General features: G+C 55.7%; 10 protein-coding genes. 3 read left to right on the forward strand and 7 right to left on the reverse strand.

The window, feature by feature from the left end:
• Positions 1–176 precede the first annotated feature (176 nt).
• Entirely contained in the window at positions 177–3,371 is a 3,195-nt protein-coding gene (locus tag EUU25_RS03910; protein ID WP_158898470.1) for a TonB-dependent receptor domain-containing protein, read from the forward strand.
• Between the two features lie 199 nt (positions 3,372–3,570).
• Entirely contained in the window at positions 3,571–6,867 is a 3,297-nt protein-coding gene (locus EUU25_RS03915; RefSeq protein WP_158898472.1) for a TonB-dependent receptor domain-containing protein, read from the forward strand.
• A 69-nt stretch (positions 6,868–6,936) separates the two neighbouring features.
• Here EUU25_RS03915 and alr read toward each other — a convergent pair whose 3' ends face one another.
• Together alr and EUU25_RS03925 are read right to left on the reverse strand one after the other, a co-directional pair.
• Positions 6,937–7,977 (reverse strand): alanine racemase, encoded by a 1,041-nt coding sequence (gene alr / locus EUU25_RS03920; protein WP_158898474.1) that lies wholly within the window; start codon positions 7,975–7,977, stop codon positions 6,937–6,939.
• A 30-nt stretch (positions 7,978–8,007) separates the two neighbouring features.
• Positions 8,008–9,594 (reverse strand): MFS transporter, encoded by a 1,587-nt coding sequence (locus EUU25_RS03925; RefSeq protein ID WP_158898476.1) that lies wholly within the window; start codon positions 9,592–9,594, stop codon positions 8,008–8,010.
• 110 nt (positions 9,595–9,704) lie between these two features.
• Here EUU25_RS03925 and EUU25_RS03930 point away from each other — a divergent pair, with 110 nt between their 5' ends.
• On the forward strand, positions 9,705–10,478 hold the full coding sequence (locus EUU25_RS03930; protein ID WP_158898478.1) for a cyclase family protein: 774 nt from the start codon (positions 9,705–9,707) through the stop codon (positions 10,476–10,478).
• Here the strand turns inward: EUU25_RS03930 and EUU25_RS03935 are convergent.
• The 5 genes from EUU25_RS03935 to scpA form a co-directional block, all read right to left on the reverse strand.
• Positions 10,475–10,879 (reverse strand): MAPEG family protein, encoded by a 405-nt coding sequence (locus EUU25_RS03935; protein WP_158898480.1) that lies wholly within the window; start codon positions 10,877–10,879, stop codon positions 10,475–10,477. The genes EUU25_RS03930 and EUU25_RS03935 overlap by 4 nt on opposite strands.
• A 6-nt stretch (positions 10,880–10,885) precedes the next feature.
• The gene (locus EUU25_RS03940) at positions 10,886–12,907 is read right to left on the reverse strand and encodes an acetyl-CoA carboxylase biotin carboxylase subunit (protein ID WP_158898482.1); all 2,022 of its coding nucleotides are present in this window, start codon (positions 12,905–12,907) and stop codon (positions 10,886–10,888) included.
• Between the two features lie 105 nt (positions 12,908–13,012).
• Positions 13,013–14,020, reverse strand: coding sequence for a biotin synthase BioB (gene bioB / locus EUU25_RS03945; protein ID WP_158898484.1), 1,008 nt, complete (start codon positions 14,018–14,020; stop codon positions 13,013–13,015).
• Complete coding sequence (locus tag EUU25_RS03950; RefSeq protein WP_158898486.1) at positions 14,017–14,550, reverse strand: hypothetical protein; 534 nt, start codon at positions 14,548–14,550, stop codon at positions 14,017–14,019. Before EUU25_RS03950 ends, bioB begins: the two co-directional genes overlap by 4 nt.
• Positions 14,547–16,670, reverse strand: a complete 2,124-nt coding sequence (gene scpA, locus EUU25_RS03955; protein ID WP_158898488.1) for a methylmalonyl-CoA mutase — start codon at positions 16,668–16,670, stop codon at positions 14,547–14,549. The genes EUU25_RS03950 and scpA overlap by 4 nt, the downstream gene beginning before the upstream one ends.
• Positions 16,671–16,674 lie beyond the last annotated feature (4 nt).

The raw sequence follows: 16,674 nt of genomic DNA on the forward strand, positions 1-16,674 counted from the left end.
TATTTGGCTTAATAATTGCGTATATCGAATGCTGGCGCTTCTGTGACATTGTTGCAATGCGGCAACAAAATTCCAAAAATGCAAAATATGCTTCCTTACCTCTTGCGCATCTAAAGTCCGTGCGCTTAACCGGCGCATTAATTCTAAATGAACAAACTAGCTGGGGAGCTATATATATGAAGAAGTCACGCCTGATGATTGCGGGTTCGGCAATCAGCCTTGCGTTGTTCGCGGCCATGCCGTCGTTCGCGCAGGATTCGCAAAGCGATGAAGCTGCAGCAGAAAGTGAAGACGAAGCCGAAGAAGAAGGCCCGTCGCAACCTATTCTGGTTACCGGTTCGCGTATTGCGCGCCCTACCCTGCAGTCCGCCGTTCCGCTGACTTCGGTTACCGTTGAAGATCTGACCGGCACCGGCGAAGTTTCGCTGGGTGACGCGTTGAACGATCTTCCTTCGCTGCGTTCAACCTTCAGCTCGGGTAACTCGAGCCGCTTCATCGGCACCGCCGGTCTTAGCCTTCTCGACCTTCGCGGTCTGGGTACGGACCGTACGCTGGTTCTCGTAAACGGTCGTCGTCACGTCACCTCGACACCAGGCGACAACGGCTTCGACGTCAACACGATCCCAACCGATCTGGTTGACCGTATCGACATCGTCACCGGCGGTAACTCGGCTATTTACGGTTCCGACGCTGTGGCCGGTGTTGTCAACTTCATCATGAAGCGCGACTATGACGGTATCGTTGCCCGTGCACAGGGCGGCATTTCGTCGCGCGGTGACCGTGGTACCTATTTCGCCAGCATTCTCGCCGGTGAAAATTTCGCTGATGGCCGTGGTAACGTTGCCGTTTCCGCAGAATATACCCGTCAGCAACCTCTGTACTTCCGCGATCGTGACGCCCTGACCGGTGCCGCAAGCGGCCGTTGCCAGTTCCAGCTTACCGACGCACAGGGTGCAGCAGGCGGCGAAGTCGGCTTCAGCGCAACCGACGGTATTCCCGACAACTCGTTCCTGTGCGGCATCCGCAACAGCACGATTTCCGACGCCGGTACGATCGGTGGCCTTAGCGGCGGACGCTTCCTGCGTTTCGACGACGCCGGCAACCTCTTCATCGACACCCCGACGCAGAACTTCGCGAGCGTAGGTTCGGGCAACAGCCAGGGCGGCTTCGGTTCGACCCTGCGTAACACCGGCAGCTTGCTTGCTGCTGTTGACCGTTATGCGTTCAACGTTCTGGCACATTATGACGTGTCCGACGCATTCAAGCCGTTCATCGAAGCCAAATATGTCCGCACCGACGTATCGGGCGAAGGCCAGCCAAGCTTCTTCACCAGCGTTCCCGGAACTCTGGGCGGCGAACCTTTCCGCTGCAATAACGGCTTCTTGACGGCCGCAAACCTTGCAACCTTGCAAAGCGTTGGCCTGTGCGCAACGCCTGCGACCGGAACATTCCCGCTGGCACGTTTCAACATCGACTTCGGCGGTCGTCGTTTCGAAGGTACACGTGAAACCTACCGCGTTGTTGGCGGCATTGAAGGTAACTTCAATGAAGATTGGAAATATGAACTGGCCATCAACTACGGCCGTTTCAAAGCCAAGGGCTTCAACACCAACAACCTGATCCTGTTCACAGAAGACGGCAGCGATTATGACGGCTTCAACCAAGCTGTTCAGGCAGTTATTGCTCCTGCGTCGTTCACCGGCACAAACTTTGTTTTGAACAGCGCTGGTCAGCGCGTTATCTGCGCCATGAACGCAGTAACGAACGTCAACCAGGCTTGCGTTCCGATCAACGTATTTGGTCAGGGTAATGCTGATCCGCGCGCTCTGGACTTCATCAACACCGAAGGCCGGACCGACGAATTCGCAAGCCAGTTTGTCGCATCCGCATTTGTCGGCGGCGACCTGTCGCAGATCTTTGAACTGCCCGGCGGTCCAATCGCATTCGCTATCGGCGCTGAATACCGCAAGGAAAAGGCTTCGATCGATTATGACGATCTGACATCGAGCGGCGCGACCTTCTTGAACGCACTTCAGGATTTCCGTCCGCCCGCATTGACCGTCAAGGAACTGTACGGCGAACTTCAGATCCCGCTGCTTAAGGATATGCCTTTCGCCAAGGAACTGTCGGTCAACCTCGCAGGTCGTGTATCCGACTATAACAATTCGACGGGTACCGTTTACGCCTACAACATCCAGGGCGTTTACGCACCGATCGAAGACATCCGTTTCCGTGCAGCCTATGCAACTTCGGTACGTGCACCGACACAGGGCGACCTGTTCTCGACCGCGTCGGAAAACTTTGCCTTCATCGCTGACCCTTGCGATTTGCCGGCACCCGGAAGCACAGCAGCCACAAACTGCGTTGCTGCCGGCGTTCCAACGACCGCTAACGCGGCATTGGTTGCTGCATGCGCAAGCACGGCCTTCCCTGTCGCTTTGGGCGCACCGTTCATCAACTGTACGGCACGTACCGCTTCGACCGGCTTCCTTTCGGGCGGTAACCCCACCCTGATCGAAGAAAAGGGCAAGAGCTTGACCTTGGGCGTTGTTGTTGAGCCAAGCTTCGTTCCTGGCCTCAGCCTGACGGTCGACTTCTACCGCATCAAGGTGGAAGACCTGATCGCCGCATTGGGCGCGCAGCAGATCATCAACCTCTGCTACACCAACGCTGGCGGCATCAACAACCCGTTCTGCGCCACTGTATCGCGTGACCCTGCAACCGGCCTGTTTGCTGAACCTGCCGTTATCTCGGGCGGCGTGAACTTCGCAGCACAGAAGACCAAGGGTATCGACTTCGACCTCGCCTATCGGAAGACCTTCGACAATGGCGATCGTCTGGCCGCACGCTTGATCGCTACCAAGGTATTGTCGCTGAATAACTTCACCGACCCGACCAACCCTGCGAACCCGAACCGTCAGTTGAGCGAACTGGGCGACCCTGCATGGTCGGCTAGCTTCTCGCTGAGCTACGACTTTGGTGACTTCGACATCCTGTATGCCGCACGTTACATCGGCAAGCAGACCATCGGTGCTTATGAAGCGCAGAACAACTACTTCGGTCAGTGCCCATTGGCGGGTACTTTCCGTGGACAGACCGGTCTGAATGGCGGAACCTGCGATCCAGTTCTGGGCAACATCGTCCAGTTGGCACCTCAGAACGCCGACCAGTTCCCTCAAAAGAACTATCCTGATGTTCTGTACCACGACATCCGTCTGGGCTTCGACGTAGGTAATGACTTCCGCTTCTACGCAGGCGTCAACAACCTCCTCGACAAGCAACCGCCACTCGGCCTGCTTGGTACCGCCGGTGGTGATCCGTTCGACAGCTTTGGCCGTAACTTCTTCTTCGGTCTTGAAGCCAACTTCTAAGCGTAGCAGAAACTGCAAACGGAAAGGGCGCCTCTCGGGGCGCCCTTTTTGATTCTGGATGTGGCGTTTGGGCTCCCTTGCTTCCTAGAAAGCTGAATCAATAGGCTTTCGTTTGGCAAAATATCTCTTGCACTTCCTCAAACTATAACTTTAGATATATCCAACGATATAGTCTAATGTCGGTCAGGGAGCATAAGAAATGAAAAAGTCACGCCTATTTGTTACAGGGTCCGCGCTCAGTTTTACGCTTTTCGGCGCCCTACCCTCTTTTGCACAAGAGGTTGATCAACCGGAAAGTGCAGAAGTTTCAACGCAAAGTGAAACGGAAGCGGGTGCGGAAGAAACCACAGACGAGCCCATTTTGGTTACAGGAACACGTATTGCGCGTCCTACACTGCAATCGGCTGTTCCCTTAACTTCGGTTACGGTAGAGGATCTCACAGGCACGGGCGAAGTTTCACTTGGCGATGCGCTGAATGACCTGCCTTCGCTCCGTTCCACCTTTAGTTCGGGAAATTCGAGCCGCTTCATTGGGACCGCAGGACTTAGCCTACTCGACTTGCGCGGATTGGGAACCGACCGTACACTCGTATTGGTCAATGGTCGTCGCCACGTAACTTCCACGCCGGGCGACAATGGGTTTGACGTCAACACCGTTCCAACTGACCTGGTAGATCGTATCGACATCGTTACCGGCGGTAATTCTGCAGTCTATGGCTCCGATGCGGTCGCAGGTGTCGTCAATTTTATCATGAAGCGCGATTATGAGGGGATTGCGCTGCGTGCCCAGGGTGGCATCTCTTCGCGTGGTGATCGTGGAAACTATTTCGCAAGCATACTCGCCGGGCAAAATTTCAGCGATGGTCGCGGTAACTTTGCGATATCCGCCGAGTATTCACGGCAAGAGCCACTTCTTTTGCGTGACCGTGACAGCTTGACCGGCGCGGCAAGCGGCCGGTGCCAGTTCCAGTTGACTGACATCCAAGGCGCTGCAGGCGGTGAAGTCGGGTTTAGCGCGACAGACGGTATTCCTGATAACAGTTTCCTGTGCGGAATCCGTAACGCGGCTATATCGGATGCTGGCACGGTGGGTGCATTGACCGGAGGGCGGTTCCTTCGGTTCAATGACGCGGGCGACTTGGTTGTGGATACACCAACCCAAAACTTCGCAGCCTTTGGCTCAGGAAATGTGCAAGGCGGACTTGGTTCTACGTTGCGGAATACCGGCAGCCTGCTCTCTTCCGTTAATCGTTACGCGTTCAATGTTCTCGCTCATTATGACTTTTCTGAAGCTTTTAAGCCCTTCTTTGAAGGGAAATATGTCCGCGTCGATGTTGCGGGCGAAGGGCAACCGAGCTTCTTTAACAGCATTCCGTCAACGCTTGGCGGACAAGCACTCCGGTGCAACAACGCCTTTTTGTCAGATCAAAACCGCAATCTTCTTGTCAACGGCGACAGCAGCCTGACAAGTGCCGGAACGGCGTGCGCCGCAAAGACACGAAATGCAGCTGGAGCTGCTACTGGATTTGTTCTGGATGCTGCCGGAAACCGCGTGTTTGACCCGAATGCCGTATTACCGCTGTCGAGGTTCAATATCGATTTAGGAGGCCGGAGTTTTGAGGGGACGCGCGAAACCTTTCGCTTTGTAGGTGGCGTTGAAGGCAGCTTTAACGACGATTGGAAATATGAGGTTGCGCTTAACTATGGTCGGTTTGAAGCTGTCGGCTTCAATACAAACAATCTGCTTTTGCTGACCCAAGATGGAAATGACCTTGATGGGTTTAATCAGGCTGTGCAGGCGGTATTGGCCCCCGCTTCATTCACCGGATCAAACTTTGTCCTGAACAGTGCCGGACAAAAAGTTATCTGCGCCATGAACGCGGTAACAAATGTCAATCAAGCATGTGTTCCCATCAACATTTTCGGCCAAGGCAATGCCGATCCAAGGGCTTTGGATTTTGTAAACACCGAAGGTCGTACAGACGAATTTGCAAGCCAGTTCGTCGCTTCCGCCTTCATCGGCGGTGATTTGTCCCAGATATTTGAATTGCCCGGGGGTCCCGTTTCCTTCGCGCTAGGTGCTGAATATCGAAAAGAAAAAGCTGTTGTTGATTTCGACGATGTCACTTCCAGCGGCGCGACCTTCCTGAATGCGTTGCAGGATTTTCGCCCCCCTGCGCTGACTGTCAAAGAGGTGTATGGCGAACTACAAATACCGCTGCTGAAAGACGCACCTTTTGCCAAGGAACTATCGGTAAATCTTGCTGGCCGTATCTCCGATTATAATACCGCAACAGGGACGGTTTATGCCTATAATATCCAGGGTGTCTATGCACCCATAGACGATATACGGCTGCGTGCGGCCTATGCGACCTCGGTGCGTGCGCCGACCCAAGGCGATTTGTTTGCGACGGCATCTGAAAACTTCGCACAGATTGCCGATCCCTGTGACCTGCCCGCTCCGGGCAGCATTACAGCCGCCAATTGCGCGGCAGACGGCGTACCGGTGACCGCGAATGCCGCGTTGGTAGCCGCCTGTGCCAGCACCGCCTTTCCTGTGGCTTTGGGGGCACCGTTCGTGAACTGCACTGCGCGTACGTCTTCCACCGGTTTCCTTTCCGGCGGCAATCCCACCCTAATCGAAGAAAAGGGCAAGAGCTTGACGTTGGGCGTAGTGGTTGAACCAAGCTTCGTGCCCGGCTTAAGCCTGACAGTCGACTTTTACCGGATCAAGGTGGAAGATCTGATTGCTGCTCTCGGTGCACAGCAGATCATCAACCTTTGCTACAGCAATGCAACTGGTATCAATAATCCGTTCTGCGCCACGGTCTCGCGCGATCCGGCAACGGGATTGTTTGTCGAACCCGCAGTCATTTCGGGCGGGATTAACTTTGCGGCCCAGAAGACAAAGGGGATAGATTTCGATCTGGCTTACCGCAAATCATTCGATAATGGGCACCGCATGACTACCCGGCTCATCGCAACCAAGGTTTTGGCGCTTAACAATTTTACGGACCCAACCAACCCTGCTGCGCCTAACCGGCAATTGAGTGAATTGGGTGACCCTGCCTGGTCGGCCAGCTTTTCATTCAACTATGATTTTGGCGACTTCGATATACTCTATGCCGCGCGATATATCGGGAAGCAGACCATTGGTACTTTTGAGGCACAGAATAATTTCTTGGGTCAATGCCCGCTGGCTGGCGCTTTCCGGGGCCAAACAGGGTTAAACGGAGGCACCTGCGATCCGGTCGTGGGGAATATCGTTCTCCTAGCTCCCCAAAATGCTGACCAGTTCCCGCAGATATTCTTCCCCGATGTATTGTATCACGATATCCGCGTCGGATTTGATATCAATACAGACTTCCGCTTCTACGCAGGCGTCAACAATCTTCTCGACCGTCAGCCACCACTCGGCCTGCTTGGCACCGCCGGCGGTGATCCGTTCGACAGCTTCGGCCGTAACTTCTTCTTTGGTCTTGAAGCCAACTTCTAAGCGAAGCAGAAACTGCAAACGAAAAGGGCGCCTCTCGGGGCGCCCTTCTTTTTACACTCGACCCCTAAGTCAGACCCACTGCCGCTCAAACCTCTGCCCTAAATTTGTCAGCAACTCATACTGCGACAAACCGGTTAATTCCGCCGTTCGGGATAAGTCATAGTCCACATTGATCCAATCGCCCTCGCCCACATCGACAAGCGCCGAGACATCCGCAGTGACCAGATCCATTGATACACGCCCGATGATGGCAATGGAAACACCGTCCGCACGCAATTTACCCTTGCCCGCAAAACTCCGCAGATAGCCATCAGCGTAGCCGAGTGAAATCGTAGCGACCTTTGTCGGGGACGTGCATATATGGGTGGCGTTGTACCCTACCGCATCCCCCGCCATCAAAGTCCGCACCTGCAGCACGCGTGACGATAGCGACACCACCGGCTTTATCGATGAGGCCATTTCTGTCCGTGGCACGCCCCCATAAAGGGCAAGCCCCGGGCGAGTCAGGTCAAAATGGAAATCCCGCCCCAACATAATTCCGGCGCTATTTGCCAAACTGAGCCGCTTGGCTTTGACCAGCTTGGCCTGTTGGCGAAACAGATTGAGCTGTGCGCTATTTTGCGGACTGTCTTCATCGGCGGAGGCCAGATGGGACAGGAGGATATCGATATCCAGCCCTTCAAACAAAGGCGCTGCGAATTGCTCGGAACCGATACCCAAGCGGTTGATCCCGCTATCAAGCATGACGTGGCACCGCCCGCCACCTGCCGCGCGCCACAAGGCGATCTGCTTTGGCGTATTCAGGACGGGAATGGCACCAATCTGTCGAATGTGAGGGATGTCGTCCGCCGTGATGCCGTTGAGAACCGATATCCATTCCGGCGTCACCAAGTGTGAAATGGCCGCCGCCTCGCCCCAATGGGCAACGAAAAAGTCGCGGCACCCAGCGTCCCGCAAGCGGCGCACAACGTCGACCGCACCCAAGCCATAACCGTTTGCCTTTACGGCCGCACCGCAACTCGCCTGTCCCTGCGCTTTCAGATAACGCCAGTTGGACACCAACGCTTCTCCATCCAGGGTGAGGCGCAACGGGGGCTGAAAATCAGTCATATCCGCCCATTGCGTGCACCGGCGGTCCTGTCAATCCAGCTCGGTTTTGCCCGACGTTTCCGGCAACCAGATCAGCGCCACGATAAACGCCATCGCAGTTACCGCTACTGTATACCAGAGTCCCGAGAAAGGCTGCCCCGTCTGCGCTACGATATATTGCGATATATAGGGCAGGAACCCTCCGAAATAACCCGTCCCGATATGATAGGGTATCGACATGGAGGTGTAGCGGATTTTTGCCGGAAACATCTCGACCATGATGGCGGCGACCTGACCATAGGTCATCCCCGACAAGGCGACCATCAGGAACACCGACAAGATAATCTTCCACGGTTGCCGTTCTGCCGGATCGGATTTGTCAGGGTAGCCCGCTTTTTCAAGTGTTGCGACATAGGCTTTTTCGTCAAAGCCCTTCAATTCGGTCGACCCGACTTTCAACGCAACGCTTTCGCTTTCGACCTTGCTATACGCAATGCCGCGCTTGGTCAGGAAGTTCAGTGCTTTCGCACACTCGCTTTCATGAACGCGGTTGAGCGCGTTAAAATCGCATGCGGGAAGCGACAGGGTGACAGGGTTGCTTTTGGTTGCCCGTTCCAGCGCCGGATTGGCTGCATCGGCCATCATCCAGAAAATGGGAAACACGCCGACAATCGCCAAGGCATACCCCAGCAGCAGCAGACGTTTGCGACCCCATTTGTCGGACAACCATCCGCATGCCACATAAGTCGGCGCCGCCAAAGCTGCACCCACCGCCATATATAACAAAGCGTCGGTTTCCGGTACGCGCGCGGTTCCGGTCAGGAAGTAGAGCGTACCGAATTGCGAAGTGTAGTAGATCACCGTCAATCCGGCTGCGACACCGAACATCGCCACGAAAATCCGTTTGATGTTTCCGGGATATTTGAAGCTGTCGACAAAGGGATTTTTGGACGTTGTGCCCGCTTCCTTCATCGCCTTGAACACCGGGCTTTCGGATAACTTCAACCGCATATAGAGCGAAATGGCGAGAAGCAGGATTGAGGTGAGGAAAGGAACGCGCCAACCCCATGCATCAAACGCTTCCGGGCTCATCGACTGGCGCGTTGCCAAAACCACGATAACCGCCAGCAAGAACCCGCCGGCAACCGAAGCCTGGATCCAGCTCGTATACTGCCCACGCTTGCCGTCAGGCGCATGTTCAGCAACGTAAATCGCTGCCCCGCCATATTCCCCGCCAAGGGCAAGACCTTGCAAACAGCGAAGCAGTAACAGCATTCCTGCCGCCCACAGACCCGCGGTCTCAAACGTCGGCAATATGCCGATTGCAGCGGTCGCGAGGCCCATCAAGGTGATGGTGACCAGGAAGGTATATTTGCGGCCGATCTTGTCGCCAAAATAGCCGAACAGGATGGCACCGAAAGGACGGACCCCGAAACCTGCCCCAAAAATTGCAAGTGAAGCCAGTGTTGCTGCTGTGGGATTGTCTGCCGGAAAGAACAGTTTTCCTATCAGCGCGGCCAATATGCCATAGACGAAGAAATCATACCATTCGAACACAGTCCCCAAGGACGATGCGGTAATAACGAGCCGATCCCGTTTCGGATCAAGCGCGACTTCGGTTTCAGCGGCATCCGCCATGATTTTCCCCTCTAGCTCTTGGCCCTGTCTTATCGCGAACGAGGCGCGGTTCAAGCAGCTTGTTGCGTTTATCCACAACCGCCCTTAGCTTTCCGCTTGAGGAGAGACCTATGCCCCGCTTCATTGACCTATCCATCCCCATCACCAATGATGTCGTTTCTGACCCGCCCGTCATGCGGCCGCAGATCACCTATATGACCCATGACAACACATGGGAGCAGATCGCGATGTTCTTTCCGGGTCTGACGCGAGAGGACTTGCCCGATGGCGAAGGATGGGCCGTCGAAAGCCTGACGTTGAGCACACATAATGGGACGCATATGGATGCCCCTTGGCATTTTCATTCGACCACAGACAGTGGCGCTACCCCTGCCCCGTCTATCGACGAAGCGCCGCTTGACCTGTTTTTCCGGCCAGGGGTGAAACTCGACTTTTCACACCTGCCCGCCGGTCATGTCGTTACCGCGCAGGAAGTGGAAAATGAACTTGAGCGTATCGGCTACACGCTGCAGCCGAATGATATCGTACTCGTCCAGTCAGGCGCCGTATACGGAACCGACAACTTCACCGACCAGGGTTGTGGCATGGGGGCAGAAGCAACGCTGTATCTTACCCAACATGGCGTACAAGTCGTCGGCACCGATGCATGGAGTTGGGACGCACCTTTCAGCCATACCGCCCGTCGCTGGGTGGAAACGCGTGACCCGGATATCATCTGGGAAGGGCATAAGGCCGGACGTATCATGCCCTATTACCAGATTGAGAAACTGACCAATCTGGCGTCCCTGCCCGCCTTTGGCTGGACGCTGAGCTGCTTTCCCGTGAAGATTGAGCGCGCCAGTGCAGGCTGGATACGCGCCGTTGCGATATTGGACGAAGCCTAGTTGCTGACGGCCAAAAGGCCGATCGTCCATCCGCTTAACAGCGCCAATGTCAGCCAGGTCAATATTACCCCGATGCTGCGGGGCAAAGGCGGCTTGCCCGGCTCCACTTTGGCGTACAGACCGATGATATGAGCGACGCGCCCTGCGAGAAACAGCGCGCCTATCGCCATCAACGCCATATGATTGGCCCGGCTCATCTCCAAAAAGGCCAGCAGCAAGATAACGATCGGCGCATGTTCCGCCAAATTGCCATGGCTGCGGCTTGCGCTGATAATCCCCTGATCCGCATTATCGCCGAAAGCTACCTTCGCTCGCATACGATGCCGCACGGTATCGATGGCGGTAATCAGCAACATAATCGCGCAAATGGCGGCAACAAAGGCAGTTACAGGTAGCGTCATTGTCGGTTACTCCATCTCCAATATAACCGCGTCCACGGCAAGGCTTTCGCCTGCACTGGCATTTACGCTCTTTACCACACCCGCTTTTTCGGCGCGCAGGATATTTTCCATCTTCATGGCTTCCACGATAGCGAGTGGCTGCCCCGCTTCAACCTTGTCGCCGACCGATACATGGACCGCAGTGATGAGGCCCGGCATAGGGCAAATCAAATATTTCGAAAGATCAGGTGGGATTTTTTCGATCATATGCGATGCGAGATGGGCAATGTGTCCGGGCAGGACGCGGGCACTATGGCTCGCGCCGCGGGTGGTCAGCTTGAATCCAGTGCGGGTTTTGGCGATTTTGACCGCCAATTCCTCATCCCCGACTTCGGCTTCAACAAGACGGTCACCCGGGACATATTCCATCGATAACGCGAATTCCTCACCATCCACCAGGATGGCACCATCATCCATTTCGATGTCGTGCACCGTATCGCCGATTTTGACCTGCCAACGCGATGGCGGTGGGAGTGTACCGCCCAATTGGCCATCCACCTGACGGGCGCGGTCGGCTTCAGCAGTTGCGAGAAATCCGGCAATCGCCGCGAGCGATTTAATGAGGCCTGCTTCTGCCGATGCGCCGTGGAAACCATCGGGATATTCTTCGGCGATGAAGCCCGTGGTCAATTCGCCCGAACGGAACCGGGGATGCTGCATGATCGCGCTGACGAAATCGATATTGTGGCCAAGACCTTCAATTTCAAAACGGTCCAAGGCGGCAATTTGCAAGTCCGCAGCGACATCACGGTTCGGTCCCCAGGTGATCAGTTTGGCGATCATCGGGTCATAGAACATGCTCACTTCGCCGCCGTCATAAACGCCGTCATCCACCCGAATGCCATCGACGCCACGACGGCCATTTTCGGCGCCGTCATCGGTCCAACCTGCAACAGGCGGGCGATAGCGGGTCAAACGACCTGTCGAAGGAAGAAATCCGCGATAGGGGTCTTCGGCATAGACACGGTTCTCGATAGCCCAACCGTCGATCTTGATATCATCCTGCGTCATGGCCAGCTTTTCGCCATAGGCCACGCGGATCATCTGCTCGACAAGATCGATCCCAGTGATGCATTCGGTCACCGGATGCTCCACCTGCAAACGGGTGTTCATTTCGAGGAAGTAGAAGCTTTCTCCGCTGGGGTCAGCGCCCGACACGATAAGCTCTACAGTGCCGGCGGAATAATAACCAACGGCCTTGGAAAGCGCGACGCACTGCTCACCCATGGCCTTGCGCATCTTCGGCGTGACAAAGGGCGACGGTGCTTCTTCGACGACCTTTTGGTGGCGCCGCTGGATCGAACATTCGCGCTCGTTCAGATAGAGAATGTTGCCGTGCTTATCGCCCAATATCTGGATTTCGATATGGCGGGGATTGAGGATGAATTTCTCGATAAAGACGCGGTCGTCGCCGAAGCTGTTGAGCCCCTCACGCTTGACCGCCTCGAATCCTTCGCGGACATCCTGCTCGCTATAGGCAAGCCGCATGCCCTTACCACCGCCGCCTGCGGAGGCTTTCATCATCACGGGATAGCCGATTTCTTCTGAAATCCGCACAGCATGCTCTGTGTCGTCAATCTCGCCGACAAAGCCGGGAACGACATTGACGCCCGCCTGCATCGCAAGTTTCTTGGACTCGATCTTGTCGCCCATCGCGGCAATCGCGTTTACTGGCGGGCCAATGAAGGCGATGCCCTCTGCCTCCAAGGCTTCAGCAAAGCTGGTGCGTTCGGACAGGAAACCATAGCCCGGATGCACCGCCTCCGCACCTGTTTGTTTACACGCAGCGATGATCTTGTCCGCGATCAGATAAGATTGCGCAGCAGGCGAAGGCCCGATATGCACCGCCTCATCGGCCATCTGCACAAAAGGCGCGCGCGCATCGGCGTCGGAATAGACGGCAACGGTCGCGATCCCCATCCGGCGCGCGGTCTTAATGATGCGGCAAGCAATTTCGCCACGGTTTGCTATGAGAATTTTATTGAACAACGGTGGGTTCCTCCACTGGATCGCCGTGCATGAACATGCCGGAATAGAACATTAGGCCGAATAGAATTAGCACCATGAAAAGACAGGCGGCTAGTCCACGCCCACTCACTCCGCCGCCTCCAACGCCTTGCACGCCCGCAAAGGCTCTTCGGCCTCCATCGGAACCAGCCCCAATTTCGCGAGCATCGCAGCATCCTTGTCATCACCGGCATTGGCCGCGGTCAGCAGCTTGTCGCCGGTGAAGATGCTATTCGCACCCGCCATAAAGCATAGCGCTTGTGTCGCTTCCGACATGCTCTCGCGTCCCGCACTCAGGCGCACCATGCTCATCGGCATGGTGATGCGTGCAACCGCAATCGTGCGGACGAATTCAATGTCGTCGATCTTGGCGAGCGGCGTGTCGGCGAGCATATCGCCCAATACGGTGCCTTTAACCGGAACCAGTGCGTTGACCGGAACGCTCTCAGGATGCTGCTCCAACGTCGCCAAGGTATGGACAAAGCCCACACGATCGGCGCGGGTTTCACCCATGCCCACAATCCCACCGCTGCATACATTGATGCCGGCCTTGCGCACATGATCCAGCGTTTCGAGACGGTCCTCCATGGTGCGCGTTGTGATGATTTCGTTATAACGCTCGGGCGAGGTATCGATGTTATGGTTGTAATAATCGAGCCCGGCCTCTGCCAACATTCCGGCTTGCTTTGGCGTCAGCATGCCCAGGGTCATGCAGGTTTCCATGCCCATGTCCCGCACGCCCTTCACGATTTCAACAATCGCGGGCATGTCGCGGTCTTTGGGGTTACGCCAAGCCGCACCCATGCAAAAACGGCGAGAGCCCGCATCGGCCGCTTGTGCGGCCTTCTGCAACACAGCCTGGACATCCATCAACTTGGTTGCCTCAACACCGCTGTCGGCCTTCACCGACTGGCTGCAATAGCCGCAATCTTCGGGACATCCGCCAGTTTTAATGCTGAGCAATGTGCACAGTTGGATTTCCCCAACAGCATGATGGGCGCGATGAACCGTCGCGGCCTGATAAACCAGCTCGTCAAAGGGCAGGTCGAACAGTGCAGCGATTTGTTCGCGGGTCCAATCAGTGCGGACGGTCATTTCTTTTTCTTCCCTCGTAAATTCATGATGGTGGCGGTCATTTGCGTACCACTGGGTGTTTTGGTGCTTGTAAGGAATAGTCGCCATTTATCGCCATTGGTTTGCGGGACATCCCACATTGTACGGGCACTTTCCGCCTCTTTTCCAAATTTGACCGAAGGTAATTGCAATTTCGACTGCATCGCTGTGGCGAGTGCGTTATGCGTGTCGCCTCCTTCGAGAACGACCGTTACCGAGCATTGTGGAGAACCAAAATCCATCGGCAGCCATTGGGTATCGACATAGGTCACGGACATTTTTGGTGAAGCCCAGGCATCACCAGGTTGCATCGCCTGTGTCGGCGTTTCAGGAAGCTTAGCTAGTTCCAATTCCGGACTATTGATGACATTCATCGCTGCCTTGGGATCAGGCATAGTTTCAAAGCAAATTTGGCGAAATAGACCGACGCCCTCGTCCAGCGGCACCGGTTGCATTGATGATTTCATTTCGGCCAGTGGTGCCGCTTGGAGAACGAGAAACAGGGCAATCACGCAGCTTCTCCTATAGGCGGCATATTGTGCCCCAGCAGAGTCAGCACATCTACGGCACATTCGACAATATTGCTGCCGGGACCATAAATGCCCTGAACACCCGCCTCCCGCAGAAAGTCATAATCCTGCGGCGGAATGACGCCGCCTGCGATCACCTTGATGTCTCCGCGACCTGCTTCGCGCAGTCCCTTCACCAGTTCGGGAATAAGCGTCTTATGTCCGGCGGCAAGGCTTGATGCACCTACGGCGTCCACGTCATGCTGCAAAGCCAGAACAACGGTTTCCTGTGGTGTCTGGAAAAGGGGACCACTGATTACTTCAAAGCCCATATCGGTAAAGGCTGAGGCAATGACATTGGCGCCCCGGTCATGTCCGTCCTGGCCCATTTTGGCGACCAGTAATTTCGGCTTGCGCCCCAAACGCCGCTCGACGGCTTGCACGCCGTCCAGCACTTGCGCCCAGCGAGTGTCGAATTCATGCGCGCTGCCATAGATTCCCTGAACCGGTACCGGCGTTGTCGCATAGCGGCCGAAAACAGCCTCCATCGCGTCTGAAATTTCACCCAATGTCGCGCGCGCACGCGCTGCATCGACGGCGAGAGCCAAGAGATTCTCATTCACCTTCGCGCCTTCCGTCAACGCTTTGAGTGCCGCCTGACATCCGCTTTCATCGCGGGCCGCACGGGTCTTCGCGAGGCGGGCGATCTGGCCCTGCCGAACAAAGTCATTATCGACTTCGAGCGTATCGAGTTGTTCCTCGGTGGCGAGTTTATATTTGTTGACCCCGACAATGACATCCTCGCCCTTGTCGACACGCGCCTGACGTGCCGCAGCCGCCTCTTCGATCAGGCGCTTGGGCATGCCGGATGCCACGGCTTTGGTCATGCCGCCCAATGCATCTACCTCGCTGATGATTTTCCACGCCTGATCGACCAATTCTGCGGTCAGTGCCTCGACATAATAGGAACCGCCCAACGGATCGACGACCTTCGTAATTCCGCTTTCTTCCGCCAAAACGATCTGCGTGTTGCGGGCAATCCGCGCCGAAAAGTCAGTCGGCAATGCTATGGCTTCATCAAGCGCATTGGTGTGCAAGGATTGCGTTCCACCCAAGGTCGCGGCCATCGCTTCGATCGTGGTGCGGATAACATTGTTATAGGGGTCTTGCTCTTGCAACGACACGCCCGATGTCTGGCAATGGGTGCGCAACATTTTGGAGCGCTCATCTTTGGCACCAAGACCATCCATGACGCGATGCCAGAGCGTACGTGCGGCACGCAGCTTCGACACTTCCATGAAGAAGTTCATGCCGATGCCGAAGAAGAAGGATAGCCGACCGGCAAAGGCGTCGATATCGAGGCCGCTTGCCATGGCACGCTGCACATATTCCTTGCCGTCTGCGATGGTGAACGCCAGTTCCTGCACCGCCGTCGCGCCGGCTTCATGCATATGGTAGCCGGAAATCGAAATGCTGTTAAACTTCGGCATATTCGCGCTGGTATAGGCTATGATGTCCGAAACGATCCGCATCGAAGGTTCGGGCGGATAGATGTAAGTGTTGCGGACCATGAACTCTTTCAGAATATCGTTCTGAATGGTCCCGTCCAGTTGCGCTTGTGAAACGCCCTGTTCTTCACCAGCGACGATGAAGAAGGCGAGGATTGGTATAACCGCGCCGTTCATGGTCATGCTGACCGACATCTGGTCCAAAGGAATACCGTCAAACAGGATTTTCATGTCCTCGACACTGTCGATAGCGACACCCGCTTTGCCGACATCGCCGACGACACGGGGATGGTCGCTGTCATAACCGCGGTGCGTCGCTAGGTCGAAGGCAACAGACAGACCTTTTTGCCCTGCGGCCAGGTTCCGGCGGTAAAAGGCGTTGGATTCCTCCGCAGTTGAAAAGCCTGCATATTGGCGAATAGTCCACGGCCGGCCCGCATACATCGACGCCCGAACGCCCCGCGTGAACGGCGCAAAACCGGGAAGCCCCGGATCGCCTGCGTCATCGGATGTGTAAAGGGGTTTGACAGCGATACCCTCTGGCGTACGCCAGGTCAGGTCCTTGCCCTTGACCTCTTTATCCGCTGCCTTTTTCCAATCGTCGTAATTTGTCATTCGA

It is taken from the genome of Sphingorhabdus lacus, assembly GCF_009768975.1.
Lineage (GTDB): Bacteria > Pseudomonadota > Alphaproteobacteria > Sphingomonadales > Sphingomonadaceae > Sphingorhabdus_B > Sphingorhabdus_B lacus.